Origin of the sequence: Kutzneria sp. NPDC051319, assembly GCF_040682195.1 — a bacterium.
Taxonomy (GTDB): Bacteria; Actinomycetota; Actinomycetes; order Mycobacteriales; family Pseudonocardiaceae; genus Kutzneria.
The window spans coordinates 101,298-123,388 of the sequence record NZ_JBFBAM010000010.1 but is presented as its reverse complement, the minus strand read 5'-3'; the positions used below and the strand labels follow the sequence as shown (position 1 = coordinate 123,388).

The following is a 22,091-nucleotide window of genomic DNA, read 5'->3' as shown; positions in this document are numbered from 1 at the left end:
GTGTCGGGCTTCACCTGCCGCCCCGGCCTCCCGTCGCGGCGCCGCCACCCGCAGTGCCCGTCCCACCTGTGCGGAAGCCTCCGCCGCCGCCTGTCAAACCGCGGGCGCCGGCGCCGGTGGTGGCCGACGGCAGGGCCTGGCTCAGGTCGGCCAGCACGACCTCGTCACCGGCGTTGATGCCGCCGGTGATCTGGGTGACGGTCGCGCCGATCACGCCGACGGTGACCCGCTTGCTGGCCGGCGTGCCGTCCACCAGCGTCGTCACGAAGCTGGTGGCGCCGAGGGTGTGCACGGCCGAGGTCGGCACGGTGACGGCGGCCTGGGCGCTGCCGAGGGTGATCGCCACGGTCGCGGTGGAGCCGGCGAACAGGGCGGTGCCGCCGCCGTCCAGGGAGATCGTCACCGGGAAGCCGGACGCGCCGCCGGTGGTGGTGCTGGCCAGCGCGCCGATGGCGACGACCTTGCCGGTCAGCGGCTTGCCCGCGCCGTCGGGGGTGATGGTGGCCGGCTGCCCGGGCTTGACCTGGCCGACCTGGTTGTCGTTGACCGAGGTGGTGACCTGGTTGCCGCCGGTCCCGATGACCACGATCTTGGCGGTGGTCGAGTTGGCCGAGGCGCTCTGGCCGCTGGCCAGGTCGACCTGGGCGACGGTGCCGTCGATCGGGCTGACCAGGCTGGCCGCGGCCAGGTTCTGCTGGTTGGCGGCCAGCTGCGCGTCGGCCGCGTCGACGGACGCCTGGTCGGCGGCGATCTGGTCGGCCGAGGGCGGCGTCGACGAGCCGCCACGAGATCCGCCTTGGCTGCCGCCGGTGCTACCAGAGGGCGTTTTCGTTGCGGTCGAGGAAGAAGACGAGGACGACTGCTGCACGGCGGCCGCCGCCTGGCCGAGGGCCGTCGACAATGACGCCTCGGCCTGGCTCAGCGCCGTCTCGTCGGCGGCGGTCTTGGCCTGCGCGTCCTGAACCTGCTGCAACAGATCGGTGCAGTCGGTGACGCTCACTGGCGGCGCGGCCGGTGGCGGCGGGGTTGTAGACGTCGGCGGGGTGGAAGTCGACGTCGAAGTCGGATCAGTGGTGCCCGCCGGCGGGGTGGACCCACCGGACCCGAGCTGCTTGATGATGTCCGGGCAGGTCGTCTGCGCCTGCTTCAGCGCCGCGCCGGCCAGCTTGAGGTCGGCGTCCACCTTCTGCTGCGCCCCGCGAACCGCGTTCTGCCCGGTGGAGATGGACTTCAGCAGCGGGGTGAGCTTGGACGACGAGCCGCCGCCCGATCCCCCGCTCGAAGGCGTCGACGAGGTCGGCACGACCGTGGTCTGGCTGTTCTGGTCGGCCGCCAGCTTGGCCTGCGCGGTGGCCAAAGTGGACTGGGCCGAGCTGAGCTGGCCCGACAGGGTGGTGGTGTTCAGCTGCGCCAGCACCTGCCCGGAAGTCACCGTGTCGCCCTGCTTCACGCTCACGGTCGCGACCTGGCCGGTGACCGGGAAGCTCACCGTGGCCTCGGAAACCGGCTGCACGGTGCCGGTGCCGGTGAGCACCGACGTGACCTTGGCCGGGCCGGCGGTGGTCGTGCGATACGAGGGATCGTCGCTCCTGGTCGCGGCGTAGGCCGCCGCCCCGCCGCCGAGCAGGACCAGCACCACGATGCCGATCACCACCCGGGAGCGGCGGAACCCTCGTCTTTTCGGCTCAGCCGTTGCCATTGCCACCACCATTGCCGCCGCCGTTACCCCCACCGTTGCCGCCGCCACCCCGGCCGCCGCCGAAGCCGCCACGGCCGCCACGGAAGCCGCCGGTGCAGCCGTTGGGACCGGCCTTGCTGACGGCGATGGAGGTCGCCGCCACCGCGCCGGTGTCGTCGGCCTTCCCTTGCGCCGCAACGCATGCGCCCACAACCAGCGCGGCGGGATCGGCGGTGACGGTCTTGGTGTACGTCGTCGCCGACGTGACGGTGACCGTGACGTCGGTGGCGTTGGTGCCGAAGGTCGAGTGCACGGTGAAGCCGGTGGCCGACACCGCGGTCACGGCCCCGAAGGCCCGCGGCCCGCCGGCCGGGTTGTTGCCGGTGCTGGGCCGGGGGCCGTTGCTGCCGCTGGGCCGCGGCCGGTTCGAGCCGGACGGCCGCGGCGTGTTGGAGCCGGACGGCCGCGGCGTGTTGGAGCCGGAGGGCCGCTGGCCGCCGCCGAAGTTGCACCCGTCGGCCCCGGCCTGGGTGATCGTCACGGCGGTGGCGCCGACCGGCTGCCCCTGGCCGCTGGAGGTGCCGACCACGCTCACGCAGGCTCCGGAGGTGACGTCGGCCAGCGTGCCGGCCACCGAGTTGGTGATCTTGGTGGAGCCGTCGTAGGTGACGGCGGTCTGGCCGCTCTGCGGGTTCTGCACCTGGAGCGTCTGGCCGGACACCGCGGCGATGCTGCCGAACACCCCGGGCGGCGCGCCGCCGTTGCGGTTGCCGCCGGGGGTCTGCTGCTTGCCGCTGGGGTTGCCGGCCGGCGCGGCGGGCGAGGAGCCGCCGCAGGCGGCCAGCGTGAACGCCAGCGCACCGGCCATAACGCCGAGGGCGGCCTTGCGGATCTGCACGGACATCGTTGGGCTCCAGCTCATTCGCTACGGAGTGCGTCGATCGGGGCCAGGCGGGCGGCCCGACTGGCCGGGTACACGCCGAAGGCCATGCCGATGGCGATCGAGGTCAGGATGGCCAGCACGGTGGCGGTCGGGGACACGGTGATGGTGGACGAGATCAGCCCCGGCAGCACCAGCGCGCCCACGATCCCCAGCAGCGCGCCCAGCAGGCCGCCGGCCAGGCCGAGCACGGACGCCTCGACCAGGAACTGCCGGCGGATCAGGGTGGGACTCGCGCCCAGCGCCTTGCGCAGGCCGATCTCGCGGATCCGCTCGGTCACCGACACCAGCATGATGTTCATGACGCCGATCCCGCCGACCAGCAGCGACAGCGCGGCCACGCCGCCGAGCAGGATGGTCAGCGTCTTGCTGACCGAGGTCGCGGTGGACAGCAGCGACTCCTGGCTGGCGATGGTGAAGTCGGCGGCGGTCGGGTCGGTCACGTGGTGCAGGGTCAGCAGCTCCTGGTTGGCCTCCTGGTAGGCGGCCGACAGGGTGTCCGCGGACGTCGCTTCCACGTATATCGACTGTACGGAGGTCCGGGTCGACCCGCCGAAGATCCGGTCGGAGGCGGTGCTGATCGGCACCACCGCCTGGTCGTCCTGGTTCTGCGCGGACGAGGTTCCCTCGGAAGCCAGCACGCCCACCACCGTGAAGGGAATGTTCCCGATCGTCACCGTGCGACCGACGGGATCGGCTCCCCCGAACAGTTCCTGGGCGGTCGACGGGCCGAGCACGACATTGGCCGCTTCGCCGCTGATGTCCTGATTGGTGAGGAACCGTCCCACGTCAACGGTTCGCGCCCGCACGCCCAGCCAGTCCGGGGTGGTGCCGACGACCGAGGTCGTCCAGTTGGTGGACCCGGCGGTCAGCGACTCGGAGCGGCTGTTGCTCGGGGCCACGGCCTGGATGTCCGGCGCGACCGCCTTGTCCCCCAACGCCGTCGCGTCGCTGGCGGTCAGCGACACCGAGGTGCCGGAGCCGCCGCGCACGCCGCCGGTGGTCGAGCTGCCCGGCGTGACGACGAGCAGGTTGGTGCCCAGGGCGTTGATGGCGCTGCTGACCTGTTGCTGCGCCCCTTCACCGAGGCCGACGGTGAGGATCACGGCCGCGATGCCGATGAGGATGCCGAGCATGGTCAGCCCGGACCGCAGGCGGTGCGATCTGATGGCGTCCCAACTGGTCCGCAGAGTTTCCAGCCAGCCCATCAGACACCCCCTACAAGGTTGCTGGTGTCCGACTCGATGAACCCGTCCCGCAGCCGCACGACCCGCTGCGCGCGGGCGGCGACGTCCTCCTCGTGCGTGATGAGCACGATGGTGTGGCCGGCGCGGTGCAGGTCGGAGAAGACGTTGAGCACGTCGGCGGTGGCCTTGGAGTCCAGCGCGCCGGTCGGCTCGTCGGCCAGGATCAGCGACGGGGCGTTGACCAGGGCCCGGGCCAGCGCCACGCGGGACTGCTGGCCGCCGGAGAGCTCGGTCGGCTTGTGCTCCACGCGGTCGCCGAGGCCCACTCGCTCCAGCTCGGCCACGGCCCGCCGCTTGCGCTCGGCCTTGGGCACGCCGGCGTAGCTCAGCGGCAGCTCGACGTTGCGCCAGGCGGTGAGCGAGGTGAGCAGGTTGAACTGCTGGAACACGAAGCCGATGCGCTTGTTGCGGATCACCGCCAGCTCGTTCTCGGACAGCCCGCTCACGTCCTCGCCGGCCAGGAAGTAGCGGCCGGCGGTGGCCACGTCCAGGCAGCCGATGATGTGCATCAGGGTGGACTTGCCGGAGCCCGAGGGCCCCATGATCGCCACGTACTCGCCCTCGTCGATACGGAGCGAGACGCCGCCGAGCGCGGCCACCTCCACCGAGCCGGTCTGGTAGATCTTGGTGACGTCCTGGATGCCGATGACCGTCTTCGGCCCGCCGATCACCGGGGGGATCGGCGTGGTCATGTCGAGGCTCATGGCTCAGCCGCCATTCCCCTGCGGGGCCCCGCCGGTCGCGCCGCCGCCGCGGCCGCCGCCACCGAAACCGCCGGCGCCACCGCCGAAGCCGCCGGCCCCGCCCCCGAAACCGCCCGTGCCGCCGCCGAAGCCGCCGCGGCCGGTCCCGCCCGTGCCGGTCCCGCCCCTCGTGGTGCCGGTGCCGGTTCCGGTGCCACGGCTGGGCGCCACGATCTGGTCGCCGTCGTTGAGGCCGCTGACGATCTGGGTCTGGCCGCCGGACGTCATGCCGGTGGTGACCTGCTTGGAGACCTGCTTGCCGTCGGACATCTGGTAGACGACGGCATTGCCGCCCTCGTAGTGGATCGCGGCCGTCGGCACGACCACGGCGTCGGTGACCTGCTTGACCGTGATGGCCACGGTGGCGCTGGCCCCCGGGTGCAGGCCGGTCGGCGTGCCGGTGACGGCGATGGTCACCGGGTAGCTCGGGACCGTGGCCGAGGAGCTGGCCAGCATCGCCACCGAGGTGACAGTGCCGTACACCGGCTCGGTGCTGCCGTTGGCGGTGATGGTGGCCTGCTCGCCGTTCTTGACCTGCCCCACCTCGGTGTCGTCCACGCTGGCGTTGACGATGTAGGTGTTGGTGGAGATCACCACGACCTGAGCGGTGCTGCTGGAGCTGGAGCTCGACGACGAGGAGGACCCGGTCGAGCCACCGCCGCCGCCACCCTGTCCCCCACCGCCGCCGACAGCGCCGGAACCCGAGCCCGAGCCGCTCGACGACGACGTGCTGCCGCCGGAAACCTGTTGACCCACCGTCAGGTTCACGGAGGCGACCGTGCCGTCGATGGGCGAGGTGAGCGTGGCTTCGCCCAGGGCGTTCTGGGCGTTGGTCAGGGAGTTCTGCGCGGCGGTGACCGCGGCCTGGTCGGCGGCGATCTGCGCGCTGGAGGCCCCGGCCGTCTGGTCCGAGCTCAGCCGGGCCTGGTCGGTGGACACGGTCGCCTGCGCCTCGGCGACGTTCGCGGCCAGCGCCGCGGAGTTCACGGTGGCCAGGGCCTGGCCGGCGGTCACCTGCTGGCCCACGGTCGCGGTGACCCCGGTGACCTGGCCGGAGACGGCGAAGTTCAGGTTCTGCTGCTGGGCCGGCTGGATGGTGCCGGACGACGAGACGGTCTGCTTCAGCGTCGCGGTGGTCGCGGTGGCGAAGGACGTCGTCGTGGCGTCGGCGGCCGGTCTGGTCGCGGCCCACGCCACGCCACCGCCGGTGGCCACCACCACGGCGGCCACGATGATGATCACCCGCCGTCTGGTCAGGCGCAGTCGAAATCTCGACAACACGGGTTCCTCACTCTGCTCGCTTCCCTGCCTGGGGGAGCGCGGCAGCTTCCATGCCCCAGGGCGGTGTCCACCTCCGATCTTCTGTGTTCACCCTGTCACCAGACTGGACGCTGCCTGTGAGTTGCCTGAAGGTGGCTCAGCCGGTCTTTCCCCAGGCCGCCCGATATGCGCTGCGGAAGTCGATTGTCGGCTTGTAGGCGTTGTTGGACGGCGGGTTCACCTCGTCGTCGATCAGCTGCCAGCCCAGTCCCGAGTCGGCCGGCTCCTGGCCGAGGAACAGGCTGTTGACGGTGTCGACCGCGGCCCAGCCGTACCAGTCGGACGGGATGATCGTGACCGCCGAGACGCCCTGGTGCTTGCGGATCAGGTCCAGCTCCGGCTCGAAACCCTCGCCGCCCATGACGTACAGCGAGGCCGCGCGGTTGACCTTCATCACCGCCGGGCTCACCGCGGCCAGCGTGGCCGCGGCGTACGGGCTCTTCACGGCGTTGGCGTCCGGGTGGTCGCGCAGCGCCTTCTCCACCTCCGCCTCGGCGTTGGGCCCGGTCAGGTCGGCGGCCTTGATGTCGACCTCGCCGACGACGGAACAGGTGGCGCACTTGGCGATGGTGTTGCGGAAGCCCTGGATGACGTGCCGGATCGAGGTGAACTCGTTGTCGGTCACCAGCACGACCTTGGCCGACCCGTTGGTCTGGGCGATGATGGTGTTGGCCTGGTCGGCGCCGTAGAGGTCGGAGAAGTCGTCGATGTTGCGGTTGACCGGCGGGCCGAAGTCGACGTACGAGCTGAACAGCGACGGGCCGTTGCCGCCGAACAGCGGGTCGTTGCAGTCGAAGGCGAAGATGCCGACCACCTTGATGCCCTTGGCCTTGGCCTCGGCCAGCGGCTTGGCCACCACCGGGCAGTCCACCGCCACCAGCACGATGCCGGACACGCCGCTGGTCACCGCCTGCTCCACCAGCTCGGGCCAGGACTGCGGGTTCAGCTTGCCGTCGTAGATCTGGGCGTCCCAGCCGATCGCCTTGGCCGCCTCCAGCACGGCGTTGGCCGGCACCACCGAGCTGATCGCGTTCTGGCCGGAGGAGATGACCGCCAGCTTCTTGCCCGGGGCCGCGGGCCGGGACTGGGCCGAGGGCTCGTGGTAGGTGCCGCTGATGGCGGCCTGGGTGGCCTGCATGGCCTGCGCGCTGTAGTCCACCGAGGACTTGGTCGGCTTCGGTGTGCCCGACATTCCGGAGCAGGCGGTCAGCGCCAGGGCGAGCACGGCGGTCAAGGCGACAAGTCGAGTGGACGACAACGTGGACCCTTCACGTTCGTACGGTAAATGACCGTTCATATACCCCGGGACGTCCTACCGGTTGTCCGCCGCCGCGGTCAAGTGGGCGACTATTGACCGATGACGAGTGTGGAGACCCTGCGGTCCCGCGACAGACTGCTGGCCGCGGCCACCACGCTGTTCTACGAGCGCGGCTTCCTGGCCACCTCCGTGAAGGAGATCACCCAGGCCTGCGGCTTCACCCAGGGCGCGCTGTACAACCACTTCCCGTCCAAGGACGAGCTGCTGTACGTCCTGGTGCTGGACATCCACGCCGAGCTCGAACGGCATACCAGCCGGGCCCGCGCCACCGCCGGCGACGATCCGGTCGACCAGTACGCCGCCCTGGTCGCGGTGCACGTCGCCGCCCACGCGCAGTACCGGGAGCGCTCGCGGGTCGGCAACCACGAGTACCGCTGGCTCACCGGCGGCCGGCTTGAGGACGTGAACGCCAGCCGCCGGCGCCTGCGCGACGAACTGGCCGACGTCCTCACCGCCGGGCAGGAGGCCGGCGTCTTCGACCTCGTCGGCGGCTCCGCGGCCACCACCGCGCGGGCGGTGTTGGACATGTGCGGGCTGATCAGCGAATGGTTCCGTGACGACGGCTCGCTCACGCCGACCGAGATGCACCGCCGCTACATCGAGCTGGCGCTGCGCATGGCCGGCGGGCCGTCGACCCCGCGGACCTGGCCGGTGCTGCCCGCGCCGCCGGTGCTGCCCAAGATCTAGGCGGCCGGGGGCTCCGCGGACTGCACCGGCGGCAGCGGATTGCTGTCACGGGTGCGCAGGGCCAGCACCAGCTGCCGGCCGGCGCCGACCAGCAGCAGCGCCGCCAGCGTGCCCAGGCCGACCGCGCCGGCCATCCAGCTGCCGACGAAGCGGGTCGACACCAGCTCCGGCGTGCCCTGGCCGGCCGGGAGGTCGTACGTGACGATCCCGTGCTGCCAGCTCCACACCGCGGCCAGCACCGCGAGCGCGGCGACGACCACCAGGCCGCCCGCCACCGCGGCGCGCCACGGCTGGTTCAACCGGGGGCTGCTCATGCCCACCAGCGTCTCACGCCGCCAACATGGCCTGTAGCGCCGCCCTCAGCTCGTCCGGGCGACGGGCCCAGGCCAGCACGATCTTGCCGTCGTGCAGTCGCAGCGGGACCGCGCCGGTGCCCTTGGGTGTGCCCCAGCCGCCACCGAGCACCTTGGCCGCCTCGGGCTCGTCCTCCTCGACGGCGGCGATGTCCGCGACCGGCAGCTCTTCCTCGCCCAGGCGCAGCACCTCGTCCGTGAGCGACACGGACCGCAGCCGGCGACGGGCGGCCACCCAGAGCGCCCACACGCCCGCGAGCAGCACCGCCGCCAGCGCCCAGCCCAGCACGTGCACCGTGCCGGTCAGCGCCTCGACGCCGAGGCCCAGCAGCGCGAAACCCGGCGCCCACAGCACCGGCCAGAACGACGAGCCGGGCTCGGCATAGCGAACGGTCACACCGCCTGGCGCTTGAGCTCGGCGAAGTAGGCGTTGGAGCGCGGCAGGTACAGCAGCACCAGGCCGAGCACGCCCAGCAGGGTGCCGGCGGCGATGAGGCCGAACAGCAGCTGGGACAGCAGCTCCAGGAACACGACCACGGTCAGCAGGATCCGAACCCGGCGGTTGGCCTTCATCAGCAGGTACACGCCGGCCGCGGCCAGCACGCCGATGATCAGCGCGCTGAACTCGCCGACGGTCAGCAGCCCGCTGACCTGGTCCCGGGTGATGGTCTTGGGCAGGTTCACCATCGCCGCGTCGACCTGGGCCTGGTGCATGCTCATCACCCACGCCGACCCGCCGAGGTAGACGACGGCCGACAGGGACCAGAGCACGACGGCGGTGGTGACGATCCTTGGCCGGTAGGCGACGTCCTGCTCGCCCGATTCGTCAATGGTCACGCCGGCACGCTACACGCGCCCCACCAGCACAGTAAGCCGGGGAACTGGTCCTGCCGCGAGGCCGCGCCGGCGCCTGGTCCGGCCAGGGAAGGCACCGGTCACGAGCGGCCTCGCGGCGACGCCGGAGGCGGCGCCAGAGACGCAGCCCGGAAGTAGTCGTTGGAGGGGCGCAGCCACATCGACACCAGCGCGGCCACGTCGACCACCAGCCCGAGGGCCGACAGCGCCACCTCGGTCGGGTCCACGGTGAGGCCCTGGGACTCCGCCAGCCCGCCGGCGAGGCCGACCATGCCCAGCGCGCCCAGCACCACGAAGATGATGCCGAAGAAGGTGAGCAGCACTCGTGCCCACGCCTTGCCGGCCCGCATCTTGTTGGCCACCAACACGTACAGCGCGACGATGCCCGCGCTGAACAGCAGGCCGAGAAGGATCTCGCCGTTGACGGCCGCCTCGACCTGCTGCATGGTCAGCGCCGGGTCGACGCCGCGGACCTGGTCGCGCAGTCCCTGACGGTCGGCCAGCACCACCAGCGACCGGACGGCCGACAGCAGCGCGCTGACCACCCACAGCCAGCGCGCCACGTCGACCGAACGAGGAGCGGTCACGCGGACAGCCAGTGCGCGGCCTCGGCGGCCCAGTAGGTGAGGATCATGTCGGCGCCGGCCCGGCGGAACGAGGTCAGCGTCTCCAGGATGGTGCGCTGCCGGTCCAGCCAGCCGTTGGCCGCCGCGGCCTCGACCATCGCGTACTCGCCGGACACCTGGTAGGCCGCGACCGGCACCTCGGAGTTGTCGGCGACGACCCGCAGCACGTCCAGGTACGGCAGGCCCGGCTTGACCATCACGATGTCCGCGCCCTCGGCCACGTCCAGCGACAGCTCGCGCAGCGCCTCCCGCGCGTTGGCCGGATCCTGTTGGTACGTCTTGCGATCGCCCTTGAGCTGGGACCCGACGGCCTCGCGGAACGGACCGTAGAAGGCCGACGCGTACTTGGCGGTGTAGGCCAGGATCGCGGTGTCCAGGTAACCGGCCTCGTCCAGCGCCTCGCGGACCACGCCGACCTGGCCGTCCATCATGCCGCTGGTGCCGACCATGTGCGCGCCGGAGCGGGCCTGCTCGATGGCCATGTCGGCGTAGACGCGCAGGGTGGCGTCGTTGTCCACGGCGCCGTCGGAGTCGAGCACGCCGCAGTGGCCGTGGTCGGTGAACTCGTCGAGGCACAGGTCGGACATCAGCACGGTGTCGTCGCCGAGCTCGTTGCGCAGGTCGCGCAGGGCCACGTTGAGAATGCCGTTGGGGTCGGTCGCGCCGGAGCCGACGGCGTCGTGGGTCAGCGGCACGCCGTACACCATCAGGCCGCCGACGCCGGCCTGCACGGCCTCCACGGCCGCCTTGCGCAGGGTGTCGCGGGTGTGCTGGACGACGCCGGGCATGGAGGCGATCGGGATGGCCTCGGTCGCCCCCTCCTTGACGAACATCGGCAGGATCAGCTGGCGCGGCTCGACGCTGGTCTCGCTGACCAGGCGGCGCAGGGCCGGGGTGCGGCGCAGCCGGCGGGGACGGTGCGTGGGGAACACGACGAGTACTCCCTTTTGTGGGGCGAAAATGGCGAAGGGGGCGGTCCCGTTGCCGGAGCGCCCCCTTCGATCAAGCTAGAAAATCACGACCGGCGCAGGCGCTTGGTCTTGCGCGGGGGCGGCAGCGCGCCCTCGGCGCGGAGCCGGGCCGCGTGCTGGGCCAACGCGTCGACCAGGGCCGGCACGGTGGCGAACTCGGGCTGCACGTCGACGCGCAGGCCGAACTCGCGGGCGGTCTCCGCGGTCTGCGGGCCGATGCAGGCGACCAGCGTCCGGGTGTGCGGCTTGCCGGCGATGCCGACCAGGTTGCGCACGGTGGACGAGGACGTGAAGCAGACCGCGTCGAAGCCGCCGGACTTGATCATCTCGCGGGTGTCGGCGGGCGGCGGCGCGGCCCGCACGGTGCGGTACGCCGTCACGTCGTCGATCTCCCAGCCGCGCTCGCGCAGACCGGCCGCCAGCGTCTCGGTGGCGATGTCGGCCCGCGGCAGCAGCACCCGGTCCACCGGGTCCAGGATGTCGTCGTAGGGCGGGAAGTCAGCCAGCAGGCCCTCGCTGGACTGCTCCCCGGAGGGGATCAGCTCGGGAATGATGCCGAAGGACCGCACCTTGGCCGCGGTGCTCTCCCCGACGCAGGCGATCTTCACGCCGGAGAAGGCGCGGGCGTCCAGGCCGAACTCGCGGAACTTCTCCCACACCGCGCGCACCGCGTTGGTGGAGGTGAAGATGACCCACTGGTAACGGCCGTCGACCAGGCCCTTGACCGAGCGCTCCATCTGGGCCGGGCTGCGCGGCGGCTCGACGGAGATCGTCGGCACCTCGACCGGGATCGCCCCGTGCTCACGCAGCCGCTCGCTCATCGCGCCGGCCTGCTCCTTGGTGCGCGGCACCAGAACCCGCCAGCCGTACAGCGCCCGCGACTCCCACCAGGACAGCTTGGACCGGCCGGCGACGCTGCTGCCGACCGTCACGACCAGCTGCCCGGAGAGGTCACCGGCGTCGGCGGCCAGCGCGGCCAGCGAGGTGTCCACGGTGCGCTGCCCGAAGGCGGTGCCGCCGGCGGTCACCGCGACCGGGGTCTGCGGGGCCAGACCGTGCTCCACCAACGAGGACGCGGCCTCGGCGAGGTGGGATCCGGTGGCGTGCAGGACAAGCGTGCCGGGCGCGGCGGCGAGGCCGGCCCAGTCCACAGTGGACCGAACGTCGGCCTCGGTGTGCACGGCGCCCAGCGCGACGCCGGCGTAGGCCGGAACCGCGGTGCCGCCGGGAACTCCGGGCACCACATCGAAGTCCACAGTGGACCTGGCGACGCACTGGGCCTCGGTCACCACCGAGTCCAGGGTCAGCGGGTCACCCGAGACCAACCGGACGACGCTGCGCCCGTTGCGGGCCTCGTTGACCAGGTCCTTCGCGACATCTCCCGGCTCGCCGACGGCCGGGCGCACCTCGGCGCCCTCGGCCAGGCCGAGGACCTCGGACGGCACGTCCGGGTCGGTCACCACCAGCTCTGCCCTGGCCAGCAACTCCGTGGCCCGAACCGTCAGCAGCCCGGCGTCGCCGGGGCCGGAACCCACGAACGCGACGCGTCCGGGGGTCTTACGTGCGCGGGTCGACATCAGGGCACTCCCCATCACTTGCTCCCCGGGCCACTGAGCACCGTGGCGCCGAGATCAAGCAGTTCGGCCGCGAGCGCCCGGCCCAACTGCTCTGCTGTGGTCAAGTCACCGGTGGCCGAGGCGCGCAGCAGCTCGTTCTGCGGCGTCGCGGCGACCCCACGCAACGACAGGCGCAACACAGTGCGGCCGTCGTCGTCGAGGTCTTCCACCACATCGGCCAGTGCGCCGACGGGCGCGCTGCACCCGGCCTCCAGCGCGGCAAGCATCGCGCGCTCGGCGGTGACAGCGGCCCTACTGGCCTGATCATCCAGGCAGGAGCGAAGCAGGTGTTCGGTGTCGACGTCGTCGACCCGGCACTCCACCGCCAGCGCACCCTGCGCGGGGGAGGGCAGCATCTGGATCGGGTCGAGAAACTCGGTCACGACGTCGAGCCGGCCGAGCCGGGACAGGCCCGCCGCGGCGACCACGACGGCGTCGAGCTCGCCGTCGAACACCTTGCGGATCCGGGTGTCCACGTTGCCGCGGATCGGCACCATCTCCAGGCCGAGGCCCAGCGCCTCGAGCTGAGCGACCCGACGGGCCGCGCCGGTGCCGACCCGGCTGCCGGCCGGCAGCTCGCCGAGCACCATGCCGTCCCGCGCGACCAGGGCGTCCCTGGGGTCCTCGCGGGTCGGCACGGCGGCCAGCACGAGCCGCGGGTCCGGCGCCGTCGGCAGGTCCTTGTACGAATGAACGGCGACGTCCACCTCGTCGTTGGCCAGCGCGTCGCGCAGGGCCGAGGTGAACACGCCGACGCCGATCTCGGCGACGGGCGCGTTCGACCGGTCGCCCGGGGTGCTCACGGTGACGATCTCCACCGTGGCTCCCGCGCGCTCCAGCCGCTCGGCCATCATGCCGGTCTGGGCCAGTGCGAGGGCACTGCCTCGGGTTCCGATCCTCAACGTCCGGTTCACCGGTCTCCACCGTGTTCGGTCTCTACAGTGCGTGGCGTGCTGACCACCCTCGGCGCCTGCGGGTCGAGCTCGAAGAGCTCCCGCAAAGCGTCCGCGTAGCCGGCCCCGCCGGGCGACGAAGCCAGTTCTTTGACGCGGACGGTCGGGGTGTGCAGCAGCTTGTCCACCACCCTGCGGACCGTCCTGGCCAGCTCCGCACGGAGGGAATCATCCAGGTCCGGGAGCCGCGAGTCCAATCGCAACAGTTCGGCGTCCACCACCTCGGCCGCGCGGCGGCGCAGCGCGGTCACCGTCGGGGTGACCGCCGAGGACCGCTGACCGGCCAGGTAGTCGCGCACGCCGTCGGCGACGATGCGCCGGGCCCGCTCGGTGTCCAGCGCCGACGGCGCGGTGGCCAGGCGGTGCTGCAACGTCTCCAGATCGACCAGCGTGACGCCGTCCAGGTCGGCGACCGCGGGGTCGACGTCGCGGGGCAGGCCGAGGTCGCAGACCACCAGCGGGCCGCGGCGGGCGCCCGGCGCGAACCGGTCGACGTCCACCACCACGTCCATCGCGCCGGTGCAGGCGAGCAGCACGTCCGTGGCGGAGATCTCATCGGCGAGCCGGTCGAGCCCGACCGCGCGGGCGGGCACGCCCTCGCCGGTCAGCGACGCGGCCAGCCGGTCCCCGTTGGCCGGGGTGCGGTTGGCGATGACGATCTCGCCGATGCCGGCGCGGCGCAGGTGCGCGGCGGCCAGGCCACCCATCGAGCCGGCGCCGACCAGCAGCGCCTTGCGGCCGGCCAGGCCGTCCAGCACGCGCTCGGCGTCGGCCAGGGCCTCGGACACCACCGACGCGCCGGCGTGGTCGATGCCGGTCTCGCTGTGCACGCGCTTGCCGACCCGCAGGGCCTGCTGAGCGACCTCGTGCAGGGTCTTGCCGACGGTGCCGGCCGCGTCCGCGTCGGAGTAGGCGCCGCGCAGCTGACCGAGGATCTGGGCCTCGCCGACGACCATCGAGTCGAGGCCGGCGGCCACCGAGAACAGGTGCTCGACCGCGGCCGCGGCGTAGTGCACGTAGAAGTGCTCGCAGAGCTCGTTGACCTCGATGCCCGAGTGCCGCGAGAGCACGTTGGTGACGTCGGCCAGACCGCCGTGGAAGGCGTCGACGACCGCGTACACCTCGATCCGGTTGCACGTCGACAGCAGCAGGGCCTCGGTGACGTTCTCCTGGCCCAGCAGCTCGTCGAGCAGCTTGGGCAGGTTGTCCGAGGACACCGCCAGTCGTTCCAGCGTGCGCACCTCGGCCGTGCGGTGGGACACACCGACCGCGAGCAGGCTCATTTCGACCACCCCCAGGCTAGAACGGTCGAGCCGGCCTTCGAGTTCACCCCGGCACCACCATTCCGCTCTCGTCCGCGTTCGCAGCCTCGTCCGCGCGCCGTGCCACGTGGAACGACAGGATCTGCATCTCCACCGCCAAGTCGACCTTGCGCACCTCGACGTGGTCGGGAACCTGGAGCACGACGGGTGCGAAGTTCAGGATGCATTGCACGCCCCCGGATACCAAACGGTCGCAGACCGCCTGCGCGGCGGGTGGCGGCGTGGCGATCACCCCTATCGAGATCTCCCGCTCGGAGCACACCCGGACGATGTCGTCGACATGGCTGACCAGGATTCCTCCGACCGGGACCCCGATCAGATCCTCGTCCACGTCGAACAGCGCCGAGACCGGAAAACCCCGGCCCGGGAAGCCCCCGTAGTTGGCCAGCGCGTGACCAAGGTTACCGATGCCGACCACGCACACCGAGTGCTTTCGCGTAAGTCCGAGGATTCGCTCGATCTGGTCGACGAGCACCTCGACCTCGTAGCCGACGCCCCGGGTGCCGTAGGACCCGATGTAGGACAGGTCCTTGCGCAGCTTGGCCGAGTTGACGCCGGCGGCGGCCGAGAGCTCCTCGCTGGCGATGCTCGTCACGCCCTGCTCGGCCAGGCCCGACAGCACCCGCAGGTAGACCGCGAGGCGGGCGACGGCGGCCTCGGGAATGGCCCGGGCCCGCTCGCGCACGGCCGGTTCGTCCGGAAGCCGGCCGGGGGCAGCCACGACCTCGACGTCCTCACCCCGCCGTGCACCCACGCTGGTTGCTCCCTCGATTGGTGTGATGGGTCAACCGTAGCGCTTGTGAACGCGTGCACAAAGTTGGCGGCTCGGCGTGCGGAAAGCCGTCGCCCGTTCGGGCGAGACGCCCCTGCTCAGGCCGTCGTGAACACCACGGAGTGCAGGCCGGTGGCCCCGTCCGGCACCGGATCGGCCACGTCGGCGGTCTGCGTGTAGCCGGTGGCGTCGGTGGCCCGCACCACCACGGTGTGCGAGCCCGGCCGCAGCTGGTAGGACCGCCGCCACATCCGCCAGGCCTCCTTGGTCGGCTGCACGGCGAGGTCGGCCTCCTGCCACGGGCCGCCGTCCATCTGGAGCTCCACCTTGGCGATGCCCTTGGTCTGGGCCCACGCGATGCCGGCCACGACGACCTTGCCGGCCGGCACCGAGCCCAGGCCGCGGGGGCTGTCGATGCGCGACTCCGTCTTGATCGGGGCCTTCTCCGAGTAGCCGCGCGGCACCCAGTACTGGGTCTTCGCGCCGAAGGTGGTCAGCTCGATGTCGGTGACCCACTTGGTGGCCGAGACGTAGCCGTACAGGCCGGGCACGACCAGCCGGGCCGGGAAGCCGTGCTCGGGCGGCAGGGCCTCGCCGTTCATGCCCACGGCCAGCATGGCGTTGCGGCCCGGATCCATGATCACTTCCAGCGGGCTGCCGGCGGTGTAGCCGTCGGTGCTGGTGGAGAAGACCTGGTCGGCGCCGTCCTTCACGCCGACCTTGGCCAGCAGGTCGCGCAGCGGCACGCCGGTGAACTGCGCGGTCGAGATGTAGGGGCCGCCGACGTCGTCGGACACGCAGGTCATGGTGATGGTGCGGGTGATCAGGTCCATGGCCATGACGTCGTCGAAGTTCAGCGTGAGCTCCCGGCCGACCAGGCCGTGGATGCGCAGCGACCAGCCCTCGGCGGTCAGCCGGGGCACCGACAGCGCGGTGTCGATCCGGTAGAAGTTCTCGTTGCGCGTCAGGTACGTCGGCGTGCCGTCCTGGGCGAAGTCCGCGCCGGCGACGGTGGTCCCGTCCCGGAACTTGGCCAGCCGCCGGGTCACCGTGGCCCGCGAGCCCTCCACGTCCACGCGCGTGCCGATGAGCTGGCCAGCCACGCCGGCGATGCCCGCCCCGACGGCAACGCCGACGGCCCCCTGGAGGAACTTCCGCCGCTCCACGCCGTGCGGCCCGCTGTCGGCCTCCTGGACGCCGAGCGCCGCCGCGTGCAGGCGTCGGAAGGTCATCACCCCGGCGACCAGACTGGCCAGCGGCGCGAGGCTGGCCAGCTGGCCGAGGTCGGAACGGCTGAACACGGCGGCGACCGCGGCCACGCCGAGCACCGCCGCCAGCGCCGTGCCGGGGATCGGGCTGCGCCGCGACAGCAGCCCGGCCACGGCCGCGACCACCACCAGGAACGCCCCCATGCCGGTGAGCAGCACCAGCTTGTCGGCGGTGCCGAACGCCGTGACGGCGAACTCCTTGAGCCAGGCCGGCGTCAGGTCGATCGCCGCGTTGCCGACGGCCAGGAACGGCGACGCGTTCGGATCGATGAACGCGGCGACGAGATGGCCGGCGGCCAGCGCGGCCGCCACGCCCAGCAGTCCGATGAGCATCGCCGGGCCGGCCGGGATCCTCGCCTCGGTCGGCCGCGGCGGAGCTTCGACTGTCGTTGGTGCACCCACACTTCAACTTCGTGCCGCGGGGGCCGAAGGTTCAAGCGATCCGGCCTTACGAATTGGTGACGACCGCCCGCGCGCCCAGCACAACGGGCATTTCGGAGTGACCGTTCATGATCGCCGCGTGACGGTGCGGCAACTGCTCCACCGGCACCGCCAGCCGCGCCTCCGGGAACTGGCGGGCGAACGCCGTCAGCGCGACCTCGGCCTCCAGTCGGGCCAGCGGCGCCCCGAGGCAGTGGTGCAGGCCGTGCCCGAACGCGATGTGCCCGCGCGCCCCGCGGTCCAGGTCGAACTCGGCGCTGTCGGCGAAGCGCTCCTCGTCGTGGTTGGCCGACCCCACCGACAGCGCCACGATCTCGCCGGCCGGAATGGTCACGCCGCCGACCTGGACGTCCACCGTGGTGAACCGGGAGGTCCCCAGCATCACCGGGGTGTCGACGCGCAGCATCTCCTCCACCACCGGCGCCGGGTCGGCCAGCAGCTGCTCAGCCAGGCCCGGCGTGGTGAGCAGCCGCCGGATGCCGGAGCTGATCAGGTTCGCGGTCGTCTCGTGCCCGGCCACCAGCAGCAGTAAGGCCATGGCCAGCACCTCGTCCGTGGACAGCCGGTCGCCCTCCTCACTGGCTTTGGTCATGGCCGACAGCAGGTCGTCGCCCGGCGTGGCCGACTTCTGCGCGATGAGGTTGCTCATGTAGGCGTTGATCGCCAGGTCGGCCGGCACGTACTGGACGGGGTCGCCGGACAGCAGCGCGCCGGTCCAGGCCTGGAACTCGTGCCGGTCCTCGGGCGGAACGCCCAGCAGCTCGCTGATCACCATCGCCGGCAGCGCCACCGAGAAGCCGTCGACGACGTCGACCGGGCCGTCGGCGGTGGCCAACGCGGTCAGCAGGTTCTCGGTCAGCTGCTCGGTGAACGGCCGCAGCAAGGCCACCCGGCGGGCGGTGAAGCCCTTGGCCAGCAACAGCCGCAGCCGGGTGTGGTCGGGCGGGTCGGAGTTCAGCATGTGCTTGCCGAACAGGTTGTTCAGCTTGGGCTCGCGGCCGGCGGCGATCAGCTTCTCGGTCAGCAGCTCGACCAGCCGCGGGGAGTCCTTGCTCAGCCGGTCGTCGGTGAGCAGCGCCCGCACGTCGTCGTAGCGCGTGACGACCCAGGTCGGGACGCCGTTCACCGACCGGGTGAGGAACACCGGCTCCTCGGCTCGGGCGGTGGCCATGAACTCGTGCACGTGAGCGAAGTAGTGCTCCGTGAACATCTCGCGGGTCATGCCCCCAGCCAAGCACTGAACGGCCGTCCCGTGCTTGCCCATTGCCCCGAGGGGCCGCCGTTCGGCTCAGTCGGCCAGCGCCGCCCGCAGGCGGGGCTCCTCGACCTTCCAGTAGCCGTGCTCGCGGCCGTCGACCAGGATCACCGGCACCCGGTCGCCGTACTCGGCCCGCAGCTCCGGATCGGTGTCCACGTCCGAAGCCGCCCACGGCACACCCAGCTCGTCGCAGATGCGCCGGACATCGGCCTCGGCCTGCACGCAGTGGTCGCAGCCGACCCTCGTCATCACGGTCACGGTGTGGCTCACGCGGATCAACCTACGCCCGGGCGACCTAGCCCTGGGGCAGCCGCAGCCGGCTGCGCACCAGCTTGCCGGTCGCCGAGTGCGGCAGGACCTCGGCGAACTCCACCGTGACCGGCACCTTGAACTTGGCCAGCCGCTCCGCGCAGTGCTCGACCACCTGCTCCGCCGTGAGCTCGGCGTCCTGGCCCAGCACCAGCACCGCCTTCACCGCCTCGCCCGTCGTCTCGCTCGGCACGCCCACCACGGCCGCCTCCGCGACCCCGGGCAGCTCGGCGATGACCTGCTCCACCTCGTGCGGGTAGACGTTGAAGCCGTTCACGATGATCAGGTCGCCGGCCCGGTCGACCAGGTGCAGATCGCCCTCGGCGTCGAGGTAGCCGACGTCGCCGGTGCGGAACCAACCCTCGGCGTCGGGGCCGTGCGCGCCGTCCGGCCAGTAGCCGCTGAACAGGTTCTCGCCGCGCACCGACACCAGGCCGGCGTCGTCGTCGGGCAGCACGAACTCCTCGTCGTCGGCGAACGGCTGGCCGTCGGTGTCCACCAGCCGCAGCTCGACGCCCGGCAGCGGGCGGCCGACCGAGCCTGGCTTGATCTGGCCGCCGACCAGCGTGGAGGTCAGCACCGGGGCCGTCTCGGTGAGGCCGTAGCCCTCGAACACCGGCAGGCTCGTCGCCTGCTGCACGGCCGCCAGCAGCGACGGGCTCAGCGGCGCGGCGCCCGAGGTCAGCAGCCGGACCGTGACCAGTGCGTCACGCAGGCGAGCGGCGTCTACGTGCATCAGCGCCTGATACATGGGGGGCACGCCGACCAACGTCGTCACCCGGTGCTGCTCGATGGTGTCAACTGCTGCCTCCGCGTCGAAACGTTGCAGCAGAACAGCGGTCGCGCCGGCGGCCGCGACCTGGAACAGTCCAGGTCCAAGCCCGTAGGAGTGGAACAGCGGCAAGGCGAGCAGCACGCGGTCGGCGGCGGTCACCGGCGCCGGGCGCAGCGCCGCGCACTGCGCCACGTTCGCCAGCAACGCGCGGTGCGACAGCATCGCCCCGCGCGGCACACCGGAGGTACCCGACGTGTACGCGAGCACAGCCACGTCCTCGCCGCCGCGCACCGACTCGCCGGTGAGGCCGCCGTCGACGCGCAGCACCGGCGCGGGCAGCGTCCTGGTCGACACGCCGTCGCCGTCGCCGATGAGCAGCGAGGCGTCGCTGTCGTTGAGCACGCGGGTCAGCTCACGGATGGGGCCGCCGGTGCTGACCGGCACCACCACGCCGCCGGCCCGCAGCGCGCCGAACACGGCCACCGCGAACTCCGTGGACGTGGGCAGCCGCACCGCGACCCGGTCGCCCGGCTGGAGGCCGGCCTCGCGCAGGCGGTGGGCCTCGACATCGGTCGCGGCGTCCACCTCGGCCCAGCTCAGGATGTCTCCGGTGGTCGCGTCGATGAACGCGGGGTGATCCGGACCACGGACCGCGGCGGTGCGGACCAGATCCGCCACGTTGCTGACACCGGTCATACGAGACCTCCCCATCGAGCCGACCGCTGGATTTTGTCACGGTGCTCCCGCGTCACGCAGGAGCTGGTCCCGACGTCCCATCAAGGTCCGCCCGTGAGCGCTACCTACCTGCAAGTAACAACACGTATGCTGCCGCTACGCCGACCAAGGGAGGTGCTGCTGGACCTATGAGCAGCCCTGCCCGTTCCAAACAGCCAGGTGGCCGGCCGCCCACCGCCGACGAGCACGCCGAGGCGTGGCAGCTCGTGGACAAGGCGCAGAGCGGCGACGTGGAGGCGTTCGGCCTGCTCTACGACCGGTACGTGGACCAGGTGTTCCGGTACGTGCTGTTCCGGGTCGGCGACCGCACGCTGGCCGAGGACGTGACCTCCGAGACGTTCCTGCGGGCCCTGCGCCGCATCACCACGGTCAGTTACCAGGGCCGTGACGTCGGCGCCTGGTTCGTCACCATCGCCCGCAACCTCGTGCTCGACCACGTCAAGTCGAGCCGGTACCGGCTGGAGGTCACCACCGCCGAGTTGGACGACAATCGCCAGGTCACGGCCGGTCCCGAGCAGGCCGTGCTGGACGAGGCGACATCAACCGAGCTGTTGCGCTGCGTGAGCGAGCTCAACGACGACCAGCGGGAGTGCATCGTGTTGCGCTTCCTGCAGGGCCTGTCGGTGGCCGAGACGGCCGAGCAGATGGGCCGGAACGAGGGCGCGATCAAGGCTTTGCAGCATCGCGCGGTACGCCGGCTGGCCCAACTGCTGCCGGCCGAACTGCGCTAGCTGTGCGCAAACGCTGACGCAATGCTCTTACGCGTAACCGATGCAGTGCCGCCGTCGTTTCCTGGATTGGGAACGAACAGGTGGTGAGGTGGAGACCCGGATGGAGCACGAACGCGTCGCAGATCTGCTGCGGCGCTCGGCCGACGCGGTGGCGCCGACCCCGCGGGAGCGGGAGCGCATGCGACTGCGGGTGCTCGCCGAGTTCAAGGCCATGGACTTCGAGTCCCCGCCGGCCCCGGTCCGGGACTTAGCCGCCGCCCGGTCCACCGCACCCGGCCGTCTGATGGTGGCCCTGGCCGCCGCCCTCTGCCTGATCCTGTCGCTGGGCGCGATGAGCCTGCTGCTCAGCCGCGACGCGCTGCCCGGCGACCCGCTGTACGCGATCAAGCGCTCGGCCGAGTCGGCCTCCTTCGGCCTCGCCTTCGACGACGCCGCCAAGGCCCGCAAGCACCTCGAGTTCGCCACCGCGCGGATCGACGAGATGGAGGGCATGGCCGCTCGCGGCGCCACCCCCATCGGTTCGTACCTGACCGCGCTGACCGACTTCGACACCGACGCCGCCGCCGGCTCGCGGCTGCTCACCGTGCTCAGCACCAACGGCGACGGCTCCGGCCTGACCTATCTGCGCGACTGGGCCACGTCGCAGTCGCAGCGGCTCAAGACCCTGCGGCCGTCACTGCCCGAGCGCGCCGACACCAGCGCCGACCTGCTGGCCGCCATCACCGAGCGGGCCAACGCCCTCATCGCGCGGCTGAACTGCTACACGATCACCGCTGGCGGCACCGACGACGTCGGAGCCCTGCCGGCCACCGACGCCTGCGCCACGCGGCCGCCGGTCCAGCAGAGCTACAGCACCCTGCCGACCACGGCCACGCATCCCGGCGGCGGGCCGGGCGGCTCCGGGCCCGGCGGCGGGTCGTCGAGCACCGCCACCACGACGCCGACCGTCACCTTCACCACGCCCACGGTGGCCTCACCCGTGACCACTGGGTCCAAGGGGTCCGGACCGACCACCACCAGCACCAAGCCGACCGACGTCTCCGTGCCGCTGCCGCTGCCGGTGATCAGCCTGCCGCCGCTGCTGCCCGGACTACCGGGCATTGTGCTCGGCGGCTGATCGCTACCCTTGCACGATGAGGACCCGGCAGGAGCGGCGAAGCGGGAGGCGCGGCG

The 22,091-nt window shown here is 71.9% G+C and carries 22 protein-coding genes; 3 read left to right on the top strand and 19 right to left on the bottom strand.

Annotated elements, in window-relative coordinates; all coding sequences use genetic code 11:
- Nucleotides 1–10: 10 nt before the first annotated feature.
- The 6 genes from AB0M73_RS12885 to AB0M73_RS12860 all read right to left on the bottom strand — a co-directional run bounded on the left by AB0M73_RS12885 (nt 11) and on the right by AB0M73_RS12860 (nt 7,153).
- Nucleotides 11–1,699: an HlyD family efflux transporter periplasmic adaptor subunit gene (locus tag AB0M73_RS12885; protein ID WP_363890482.1), complete on the bottom strand. Its 1,689-nt coding sequence runs from the start codon at nt 1,697–1,699 to the stop codon at nt 11–13.
- A complete protein-coding gene (locus AB0M73_RS12880) occupies nt 1,686–2,582 on the bottom strand; it encodes a DUF5666 domain-containing protein (protein ID WP_363890481.1) in 897 nt (298 codons plus the stop codon). Before AB0M73_RS12880 ends, AB0M73_RS12885 begins: the two co-directional genes overlap by 14 nt.
- A gap of 14 nt (nt 2,583–2,596) precedes the next feature.
- Entirely contained in the window at nt 2,597–3,826 is a 1,230-nt protein-coding gene (locus tag AB0M73_RS12875) for an ABC transporter permease (protein ID WP_363890478.1), read from the bottom strand.
- On the bottom strand, nt 3,826–4,557 hold the full coding sequence (locus AB0M73_RS12870; RefSeq protein WP_363890476.1) for an ABC transporter ATP-binding protein: 732 nt from the start codon (nt 4,555–4,557) through the stop codon (nt 3,826–3,828). Before AB0M73_RS12870 ends, AB0M73_RS12875 begins: the two co-directional genes overlap by 1 nt.
- 15 nt (nt 4,558–4,572) lie before the next feature.
- The gene (locus AB0M73_RS12865; RefSeq protein ID WP_363890474.1) at nt 4,573–5,886 is read right to left on the bottom strand and encodes an HlyD family efflux transporter periplasmic adaptor subunit; all 1,314 of its coding nucleotides are present in this window, start codon (nt 5,884–5,886) and stop codon (nt 4,573–4,575) included.
- A gap of 139 nt (nt 5,887–6,025) precedes the next feature.
- Nucleotides 6,026–7,153, bottom strand: a complete 1,128-nt coding sequence (locus tag AB0M73_RS12860) for a substrate-binding domain-containing protein (RefSeq protein WP_363890672.1) — start codon at nt 7,151–7,153, stop codon at nt 6,026–6,028.
- A 132-nt stretch (nt 7,154–7,285) separates the two neighbouring features.
- Here AB0M73_RS12860 and AB0M73_RS12855 point away from each other — a divergent pair, with 132 nt between their 5' ends.
- A complete protein-coding gene (locus AB0M73_RS12855) occupies nt 7,286–7,933 on the top strand; it encodes a TetR/AcrR family transcriptional regulator (RefSeq protein ID WP_363890473.1) in 648 nt (215 codons plus the stop codon).
- Here AB0M73_RS12855 and AB0M73_RS12850 read toward each other — a convergent pair.
- The 13 genes from AB0M73_RS12850 to AB0M73_RS12790 all read right to left on the bottom strand — a co-directional run bounded on the left by AB0M73_RS12850 (nt 7,930) and on the right by AB0M73_RS12790 (nt 20,148).
- Nucleotides 7,930–8,247 carry a hypothetical protein gene (locus AB0M73_RS12850; protein ID WP_052395556.1) on the bottom strand — a complete coding sequence of 106 codons (318 nt, stop codon included), beginning with the start codon at nt 8,245–8,247 and terminating at the stop codon, nt 7,930–7,932. The two genes, AB0M73_RS12855 and AB0M73_RS12850, sit on opposite strands and share 4 nt — an antisense overlap.
- Before the next feature lie 13 nt (nt 8,248–8,260).
- The gene (locus AB0M73_RS12845) at nt 8,261–8,683 is read right to left on the bottom strand and encodes a hypothetical protein (protein WP_363890472.1); all 423 of its coding nucleotides are present in this window, start codon (nt 8,681–8,683) and stop codon (nt 8,261–8,263) included.
- Nucleotides 8,680–9,123: a hypothetical protein gene (locus tag AB0M73_RS12840; protein WP_363890471.1), complete on the bottom strand. Its 444-nt coding sequence runs from the start codon at nt 9,121–9,123 to the stop codon at nt 8,680–8,682. The genes AB0M73_RS12845 and AB0M73_RS12840 overlap by 4 nt, the downstream gene beginning before the upstream one ends.
- 98 nt (nt 9,124–9,221) lie before the next feature.
- Nucleotides 9,222–9,728: a hypothetical protein gene (locus AB0M73_RS12835; RefSeq protein WP_363890469.1), complete on the bottom strand. Its 507-nt coding sequence runs from the start codon at nt 9,726–9,728 to the stop codon at nt 9,222–9,224.
- Complete coding sequence (gene hemB, locus AB0M73_RS12830; protein WP_363890467.1) at nt 9,725–10,699, bottom strand: porphobilinogen synthase; 975 nt, start codon at nt 10,697–10,699, stop codon at nt 9,725–9,727. Before hemB ends, AB0M73_RS12835 begins: the two co-directional genes overlap by 4 nt.
- Before the next feature lie 83 nt (nt 10,700–10,782).
- Nucleotides 10,783–12,315 carry a bifunctional uroporphyrinogen-III C-methyltransferase/uroporphyrinogen-III synthase gene (locus AB0M73_RS12825; protein WP_363890464.1) on the bottom strand — a complete coding sequence of 511 codons (1,533 nt, stop codon included), beginning with the start codon at nt 12,313–12,315 and terminating at the stop codon, nt 10,783–10,785.
- Nucleotides 12,316–12,329: 14 nt separating this feature from the next.
- A complete protein-coding gene (gene hemC, locus AB0M73_RS12820; RefSeq protein ID WP_363890461.1) occupies nt 12,330–13,268 on the bottom strand; it encodes a hydroxymethylbilane synthase in 939 nt (312 codons plus the stop codon).
- A complete protein-coding gene (locus AB0M73_RS12815; protein WP_363890458.1) occupies nt 13,265–14,590 on the bottom strand; it encodes a glutamyl-tRNA reductase in 1,326 nt (441 codons plus the stop codon). The genes hemC and AB0M73_RS12815 overlap by 4 nt, the downstream gene beginning before the upstream one ends.
- Nucleotides 14,591–14,633: 43 nt before the next feature.
- Nucleotides 14,634–15,350, bottom strand: a complete 717-nt coding sequence (locus AB0M73_RS12810; RefSeq protein ID WP_232241495.1) for a redox-sensing transcriptional repressor Rex — start codon at nt 15,348–15,350, stop codon at nt 14,634–14,636.
- A 149-nt stretch (nt 15,351–15,499) separates the two neighbouring features.
- Complete coding sequence (locus AB0M73_RS12805; protein WP_363890668.1) at nt 15,500–17,002, bottom strand: molybdopterin-dependent oxidoreductase; 1,503 nt, start codon at nt 17,000–17,002, stop codon at nt 15,500–15,502.
- Between the two features lie 115 nt (nt 17,003–17,117).
- Nucleotides 17,118–18,332, bottom strand: coding sequence for a cytochrome P450 (locus AB0M73_RS12800; protein WP_363890455.1), 1,215 nt, complete (start codon nt 18,330–18,332; stop codon nt 17,118–17,120).
- 66 nt (nt 18,333–18,398) lie between these two features.
- The gene (locus AB0M73_RS12795; protein WP_363890665.1) at nt 18,399–18,617 is read right to left on the bottom strand and encodes a glutaredoxin family protein; all 219 of its coding nucleotides are present in this window, start codon (nt 18,615–18,617) and stop codon (nt 18,399–18,401) included.
- Nucleotides 18,618–18,663: 46 nt separating this feature from the next.
- Complete coding sequence (locus AB0M73_RS12790) at nt 18,664–20,148, bottom strand: AMP-binding protein (RefSeq protein WP_363890452.1); 1,485 nt, start codon at nt 20,146–20,148, stop codon at nt 18,664–18,666.
- 167 nt (nt 20,149–20,315) lie between these two features.
- Here AB0M73_RS12790 and AB0M73_RS12785 point away from each other — a divergent pair, with 167 nt between their 5' ends.
- Both AB0M73_RS12785 and AB0M73_RS12780 read left to right on the top strand, forming a co-directional pair.
- On the top strand, nt 20,316–20,918 hold the full coding sequence (locus AB0M73_RS12785; protein WP_363890450.1) for a sigma-70 family RNA polymerase sigma factor: 603 nt from the start codon (nt 20,316–20,318) through the stop codon (nt 20,916–20,918).
- Between the two features lie 100 nt (nt 20,919–21,018).
- Entirely contained in the window at nt 21,019–22,035 is a 1,017-nt protein-coding gene (locus tag AB0M73_RS12780; protein WP_363890448.1) for a DUF5667 domain-containing protein, read from the top strand.
- Nucleotides 22,036–22,091: the final 56 nt, after the last annotated feature.

Coding starts and splice junctions, on each gene's coding strand:
- AB0M73_RS12885 (WP_363890482.1), bottom strand. CDS start 1,699: ATGGCAACGGCTGAGCCGAAAAGACGAGGGTTCCGCCGCTCCCGGGTG.
- AB0M73_RS12880 (WP_363890481.1), bottom strand. CDS start 2,582: ATGTCCGTGCAGATCCGCAAGGCCGCCCTCGGCGTTATGGCCGGTGCG.
- AB0M73_RS12875 (WP_363890478.1), bottom strand. CDS start 3,826: ATGGGCTGGCTGGAAACTCTGCGGACCAGTTGGGACGCCATCAGATCG.
- AB0M73_RS12870 (WP_363890476.1), bottom strand. CDS start 4,557: ATGACCACGCCGATCCCCCCGGTGATCGGCGGGCCGAAGACGGTCATC.
- AB0M73_RS12855 (WP_363890473.1), top strand. CDS start 7,286: ATGACGAGTGTGGAGACCCTGCGGTCCCGCGACAGACTGCTGGCCGCG.
- AB0M73_RS12850 (WP_052395556.1), bottom strand. CDS start 8,247: ATGAGCAGCCCCCGGTTGAACCAGCCGTGGCGCGCCGCGGTGGCGGGC.
- AB0M73_RS12825 (WP_363890464.1), bottom strand. CDS start 12,315: ATGTCGACCCGCGCACGTAAGACCCCCGGACGCGTCGCGTTCGTGGGT.
- AB0M73_RS12815 (WP_363890458.1), bottom strand. CDS start 14,590: ATGAGCCTGCTCGCGGTCGGTGTGTCCCACCGCACGGCCGAGGTGCGC.
- AB0M73_RS12805 (WP_363890668.1), bottom strand. CDS start 17,002: ATGCTCATCGGACTGCTGGGCGTGGCGGCCGCGCTGGCCGCCGGCCAT.
- AB0M73_RS12800 (WP_363890455.1), bottom strand. CDS start 18,332: ATGACCCGCGAGATGTTCACGGAGCACTACTTCGCTCACGTGCACGAG.
- AB0M73_RS12795 (WP_363890665.1), bottom strand. CDS start 18,617: ATGACGAGGGTCGGCTGCGACCACTGCGTGCAGGCCGAGGCCGATGTC.
- AB0M73_RS12790 (WP_363890452.1), bottom strand. CDS start 20,148: ATGACCGGTGTCAGCAACGTGGCGGATCTGGTCCGCACCGCCGCGGTC.
- AB0M73_RS12785 (WP_363890450.1), top strand. CDS start 20,316: ATGAGCAGCCCTGCCCGTTCCAAACAGCCAGGTGGCCGGCCGCCCACC.
- AB0M73_RS12780 (WP_363890448.1), top strand. CDS start 21,019: ATGGAGCACGAACGCGTCGCAGATCTGCTGCGGCGCTCGGCCGACGCG.